General features: G+C 28.7%; 8 protein-coding genes. 6 read left to right on the top strand and 2 right to left on the bottom strand.

Going from position 1 to position 6,152, the window contains the following annotated elements:
* The first annotated feature begins 215 nt into the window (after positions 1-215).
* From GQS58_RS12790 to GQS58_RS12775, 5 genes are all read left to right on the top strand, one after another.
* Positions 216-968 carry a hypothetical protein gene (locus GQS58_RS12790; protein WP_166386479.1) on the top strand — a complete coding sequence of 251 codons (753 nt, stop codon included), beginning with the start codon at positions 216-218 and terminating at the stop codon, positions 966-968.
* A gap of 188 nt (positions 969-1,156) precedes the next feature.
* Positions 1,157-1,609: a DUF4174 domain-containing protein gene (locus GQS58_RS12785; RefSeq protein ID WP_240914613.1), complete on the top strand. Its 453-nt coding sequence runs from the start codon at positions 1,157-1,159 to the stop codon at positions 1,607-1,609.
* 198 nt (positions 1,610-1,807) lie between these two features.
* Positions 1,808-2,671 carry a serine hydrolase domain-containing protein gene (locus tag GQS58_RS12780; protein ID WP_205860430.1) on the top strand — a complete coding sequence of 288 codons (864 nt, stop codon included), beginning with the start codon at positions 1,808-1,810 and terminating at the stop codon, positions 2,669-2,671.
* On the top strand, positions 2,662-2,862 hold the full coding sequence (locus GQS58_RS17065; RefSeq protein WP_205860429.1) for a hypothetical protein: 201 nt from the start codon (positions 2,662-2,664) through the stop codon (positions 2,860-2,862). Before GQS58_RS12780 ends, GQS58_RS17065 begins: the two co-directional genes overlap by 10 nt.
* A 238-nt stretch (positions 2,863-3,100) precedes the next feature.
* Positions 3,101-3,631, top strand: coding sequence for a GNAT family N-acetyltransferase (locus tag GQS58_RS12775; RefSeq protein WP_166386477.1), 531 nt, complete (start codon positions 3,101-3,103; stop codon positions 3,629-3,631).
* An 83-nt stretch (positions 3,632-3,714) separates the two neighbouring features.
* On the opposite strand, the gene GQS58_RS12770 is transcribed toward GQS58_RS12775, so the two are convergent.
* Both GQS58_RS12770 and recF read right to left on the bottom strand, forming a co-directional pair.
* Positions 3,715-4,011, bottom strand: coding sequence for a DUF721 domain-containing protein (locus GQS58_RS12770; RefSeq protein WP_166386475.1), 297 nt, complete (start codon positions 4,009-4,011; stop codon positions 3,715-3,717).
* Between the two features lie 104 nt (positions 4,012-4,115).
* Positions 4,116-5,195: a DNA replication/repair protein RecF gene (gene recF / locus GQS58_RS12765; protein WP_166386473.1), complete on the bottom strand. Its 1,080-nt coding sequence runs from the start codon at positions 5,193-5,195 to the stop codon at positions 4,116-4,118.
* A gap of 88 nt (positions 5,196-5,283) precedes the next feature.
* Here recF and GQS58_RS12760 point away from each other — a divergent pair, with 88 nt between their 5' ends.
* On the top strand, positions 5,284-6,075 hold the full coding sequence (locus GQS58_RS12760; RefSeq protein ID WP_240914612.1) for a tetratricopeptide repeat protein: 792 nt from the start codon (positions 5,284-5,286) through the stop codon (positions 6,073-6,075).
* The last annotated feature ends 77 nt before the right edge of the window (positions 6,076-6,152 follow it).

Raw genomic sequence — 6,152 nt, 5'->3', positions numbered from 1 at the left:
ATTTTCAATGTTGACGAGATCTATTGTCTCTCCGTATATAATAACCTTATTCCTCTCTTTTGTGCTTTCTTATTATACGTCTTAAATTTAGTGTTTTTATTAAAATGCTAACTTAAGCCGTATATAATTTATTGCTGGCTTATCGCCTACTTTCTTGGTCGGTAATTATTTACTAAATTCACTGCTTAAACAACACAACAACGTTGCCAGCAATTATGAAAAAAATACTGCACATAACATTATTTCTATTCTCTATCGGAGTTTTTGCGTGTGATTGTATGCCACCGAATTTAACTGAAAAGTATTCTAAATCTGAATTTGTTGCAAAAGTCAAAATCGTTAGAAACTATAGCAATGAAAACTCAAAAGAACTATATAAAGCAGACATAATTGTTGAAGAACTTTTTAAAGGCAAGAATATAAAATCAATAATTATTGCTGGACGTAGCGATGGGAAAATAGGGAGTTCTTGCTCTATGTTTATACCAGAGAATACTGAATTAATAATTTATACCAGTAAAGATAAAAATGGAAATTACGTTGTTGGAATATGTTCTGGATTGCTTCGTTTCTACGATTGGAATATCAAAAAACAAAAAAAAGAACTAGAAATTTTAAAAGCTCTTAAGTCTAAAGATATAAATTTTACAAATAAAATAAGCTTTAGACCTGAAAGTAATATAAGGAACGAATTACAGCAATTCAAAGGGATTAAACTTGAAAAAAAATATGGTATTTATGAAATAAAATTTGAATCTGACTTAACAATTAAAAGCGTAAGCAAATTAATTGGATTTGATAATCCTATCGACCTAAAACTAATTGAAATTATTAGGCAAACAAAATGGTCTAGCTTTGATAAAGAAATAAAGAACAAAGTGCCAGAAAATAGTAGATTACTAATCGGAATTTATTATTACGATCGAGAAAAATCAAATTCGAGTTTTTTAAGTCAATATCACCTGTGAAAAATAACTGGTACCAACACCAAATAAACTTTATTGCTGGTTTTGGCTCACTTGGGAAATTCCTCCAGAATTTCGCCGTTCGTGTTTTATTTACTAAATTCACTGTTTAAACACCGCAACAAAGCTTATACAACAACGCTGGACACAATGTTCACATCAAAATAAAAAAAATGATAATAAATGAGTTATTGACAATCAGAATAATTTTAATAATGATTGGGTGCTCGTCATTTATGAATTTAAACGGACAAAATTTAAAAAAACATAAATGGAGAAATAGAGTATTAATTGTTAAAACATCCGATATAAAATCAAAAAAATATCAAGAACAACTCAACGAATTTAAAAACTCAATTGAAGAACTAATTGATAGAAAATTTATATTGTATCAAATAACTGGAGATGATTTTGTATTGCTAGATTATAAAAATAATGAGTTGAATAATTCAGGAAAAATATCTAGAAAACTAACAGATACCATTTTAAATGAAAAAGAAAATTTTGAGGTAATTTTAATAGGATTAGATGGAGGAATAAAACTTCAACAAACAGAAATATTGATGAAAGAAGATCTTTTTAACATAACAGATTCAATGACTATGAGAAGAAATGAACTAATTAGAAATAAGATTAAAAATTAAAAAAGCACAGCATACAACATTGTATAAAAAAAACACGCGTTTTGTGCTTGATCAAAAGTAATAGTGTATTTGCTTACATAAGATTTTTATTCAGAAAATCCTCACATACAAACCTGTACTATTCTTATACATAAATACGTTAGAAAATATTAAAAAAAAAATTCAGTAACATTAAAAAACATTGACAAACATAAATAAATGAAGATATTTTTTAGCGTAGTAATTTTATTAATATCAGGTCAACTTTCATTTGGACAATCACGAGAGAAAAAAATTGATTCAATTTGTCTGGCTATCTATAATAAAAATCCAGAAGTTGGAATTAGTATTGGGTTTATAGACAACGAAAAAGAATATTTCTTCAATTACGGAAAAATCAGTCGGAAAAGTGATTTGAAAGTGAACGAAAACACAATTTATGAAATCGGCTCTATCACGAAATTATTTACCGCTAATTTAATAGTGCAAGCCCAAGACGAAGGAAAATTAAAAATTGATGACTTTATAGACAATTACCTACCGAACGAATATGTATTATCCGAAAAAATAAAAGGCAAACTTAAAATTTCAGATTTAGCTTCTCATCAATCTGGTCTACCCGATTTTGATTTCGGCAAATTTATCGAATTGAATCCTAAACAGCCTTTATACATTAACAAAGACGCTATTCATTTCATTATCAACGACAGTACAGAATTATCAAATTATGGTGATTATAGATACTCGAATATAAACTATGTTTTAATGGGCATTATGTTAGAAAACACCTACTCAAAGAGTTTTGAAAAATTGGTAAAGGAAAAAATACTCATTCCTTCAAAAATGAATAATACCTTGACAACGGACTTTAATGTTAAAAACAAAGTTATTGGACACGATATAAATGGAGTTCAGCAAGATTATTTTGTTTGGAATTCATTATTTGCACCAGCTGGTCTGCTAAAATCAAATACTTCTGATATGTCGAAATTATTGAAAACACTTTTAACCAATAAAGGCAAAATTGGAAAAACTACTTCAATAACAGAACAAACGTTCTATAAAATACCCAAATGGAAATAGGTTTCGGGCAAGAAATAGAACGAAACGGAAATGACACTTTCTTTTATAAAGCAGGCGACACATTTTCTTGCTCCTCAATTCTTGCCTATGACAAGAAATCTAATTGGGGAATAGTGATTATGATAAACCACAAGAATTCAGATTTGATAAGAAAACTAATAAATACGATTTATAAACAAGCCTTAAGATAAAAAACGTTTGCTAACAAAGTATAAACTTTATTGTTGTTTTTAGCCTACTTGGCAAGTTCCTCTGATACTTTCTTGATTTGTATTTTATTTATTAAATTCACTGCTTAAACAAGGCAACAAAGCTTAGAATTTATGGTAAGAAAAAAGCATCAGCAATCTAAAAATAATATTATTACAAATACCACCTTTTTAAAACACTAAATTAATTACCAAAATATAAATTACAGCAAAACATCCAATGAAACGTTTAAGAATTAAAAATACTTCCGACACCTATTTTCTGGAGGCATGGCAATTGTACGAAGATGCTTTCCCTATTGAAGAACGAAGGTTATTGGATGATCAATCTTTGGTTTTACAAAACGAAGAGTATCATTTTGATGTTTTAATAAACAACAATCAGTTTATGGGATTTATATTATGGTGGGATTTTGACACCAATAGATACATAGACCACTTTGCAACAGCTGTAGCACAAAGAAACCAAGGTCTTGGAAAAACAATTCTAAATAGTTTTATAGAAAGTAGCAACAAACCAATTATATTAGAGGTAGAATTACCTATTTGCAACCTAAATAAACGGAGAATACAATTTTATAAGAATGTAGGTTTTAAGCTGAATCAGCATCCGTATAAAATGCCTCCTTTAAGGAAAGGATATCCTGCCGTAGAACTACTATTAATGACATACCCAAATAGTATATCTGTAAAAGAGATGGCCTTGTTTGTAGAAAAATGTCATCCTATTATTTTTAAAAATAATTTATAACCTATGGGATTTTAGATAAATAAAAAGCAAAACATAGTGACTATATTTTGCTTTAATTATATTATTTAGATTGTTAATATTACCTAGACCAACAATAATTTAGAAATTACATCATCACCAATTTCTTCATTCATCATTTTTATGATCTTATCTTTACCGTAACTTAATTCTTCACGCAAAACAGAAGACGTTAACTGAATAACCAATGTTTTATTTTGCAACTTTACAGAACTGGTATGATTGGCTACACCAGGTCCCATCATTTGAATCCAAGTTTCTTCTATTTTAATTTTTTGCATTCCTTTACTCAAGTTGTTTTCCTTGATAAAACTTTTCATTAAATCTTCTATAGAAAAGGAATCATTTTCTCTTTTTGCCATTTTTTTTTAGCTTGTCATTGCGAATCAAGTTTTTTTTGCTTGATGCGGCAATCTTATTATTATAATTAAACAGATTACTTCGTCATTCTTCCTCGTAACAAGTATTACAATTTAAAAATCTGATATTCTTTACTCCCTTGTTTTAAGATATTCTCTGTTCTATCAAAATGCGTATCTGTAATAAATATCTGACCAAATTCATCATTATTTACCAAATCTATAATTTGAGAAACCCTGTTTTCATCTAACTTATCAAAAATATCATCTAACAATAAAATAGGAGTCACATTAGATTGTTGCTTAATAAACTCAAACTGCGCTAATTTTAAAGCGATTAAATATGATTTTTGTTGTCCTTGTGAGCCAAACTTTTTAATAGGATAATCGCCAATATCAAAACTTAAATCATCTTTATGTATGCCCGAGGTTGTATATTGAATAATCTTATCTTTTACTAATGATTTCTGTAACAACTCTTGCATTTCAAAATCATGTAACTGACTTTTATACACTAAATTAACATGTTCTTTATCACCAGAAATTATTTGATATTTCTCATTAAAAATCGGAATAAAGTCTTCTAAGAAACTTTTTCGAACTTCATAAATACGTGCTCCAAATTCAGAAAGTTGCTCATCATAGACACTTAAATTTAATGCATCAAAAGTTCTATTAGCGGCAAAATACTTTAACAAAGCATTTCTTTGACTCAATACCTTATTATAAGATAACAAATCTTTTAAGTAGGTTTTATTTTGTTGAGAAATTACACCATCAATAAACTTTCTTCTTGTATCACTCCCTTCGGTAACCAAATCTCTATCTGCAGGAGAAATAATAACCAATGGCAACTGACCAATATGTTCAGAAAACTTCTCGTAACTTTTTCCGTTTCGTTTTAAAACCTTCTTTTGTCCCTTTTTTAAACTACAAACAATTTTTTCATTTCTATCGTTTAAAAGATAGTCTCCTTCTATCATAAAAAAACCTTCTCCATGCCTAATATTCTGCACAGCGACAGAATTAAAGTAACTTTTTGTAAAAGACAGGTAATAAATAGCATCTAGAACATTGGTTTTTCCAATACCATTATTACCCACAAAACAGTTTATTTTCTTCTGAAAATCAAAAGTTTGCGACTCAATATTTTTAAAATTAAGTAAAGAAATTCTCTGTAAATACATGGATAAATTTTGATATTGAAAACGTTTTGCAAATTATTGAAAATTTAGCGAATTATCCGCTTTTAAAATCCAATTAAAAAAACTATTTTTGTCGCCACTAATTTTTAAGGAAACAATGGCTACATACAAGAAAAAATATAAGGCAGAAAGTAAACAAGTAGAAAATCAAATTGATGAATCTGAATTTGAAACAGCTGGAGTATTAAATACTTTAGATGAAACAGCTTCAATATCTGAGCAATGGATTGAGAAAAACAATAAACCTTTGTTTTTAGCTTTAATAGCAGTAGTAGTACTGTTTTTAGCATATATGGGTTATACTAAATATGTAGTTGAGCCAAACGAAACCGAAGCTTCTAACGAGTTAGCTTTTCCTAGAAAATATTTTAATGAAGCATCAATTGCAGGTTCTGGAGTAGATTCTTTATTAACTTTAGGTTTAGAAGGTGCAGATGGTAAGTATGGTTTTTTAGACATTGCAGATTCTTTTAGCGGAACGGATGCAGGAAACTTAGCAAACTATTATGCAGGTGTTTCTTATTTACAGATGAAGAAATACGACAAAGCAATTGAGTATTTAAGTAAATTTGATTCTGATGATGAATTATTAGGCCCTGTTTCTATTGGAGCAATTGGTGATGCTTTTGCAGATATAAATCAACCAGAAGATGCTTTAAGTTATTACGAAAAAGCAGCAAACAAAAAAAGTAATGATTTTACAACTCCATTATACTTATTTAAAGCAGGTCAAATTGCTATGGAATTAAAGGATTTTGGTAAAGCAGAAACATTGTTTACAAAAATTAAAGAAAACTATTCTAAATCTGACCAAGGTAGAGATATAGAAAAATACATAGCAGCAGCTAAATACGCTAACTAAAATAGTTTGCAGTTCTCAGTCCACAGTAAGCAGTTGCAGTTGCAGTAGGCAGTAACTTACTAAATACTGAAACTAAA

Source organism: Polaribacter sp. 11A2H (assembly GCF_011379025.1).
Classification (GTDB): domain Bacteria; phylum Bacteroidota; class Bacteroidia; order Flavobacteriales; family Flavobacteriaceae; genus Polaribacter.
This window is presented reverse-complemented; position numbering and strand designations above follow the sequence as displayed.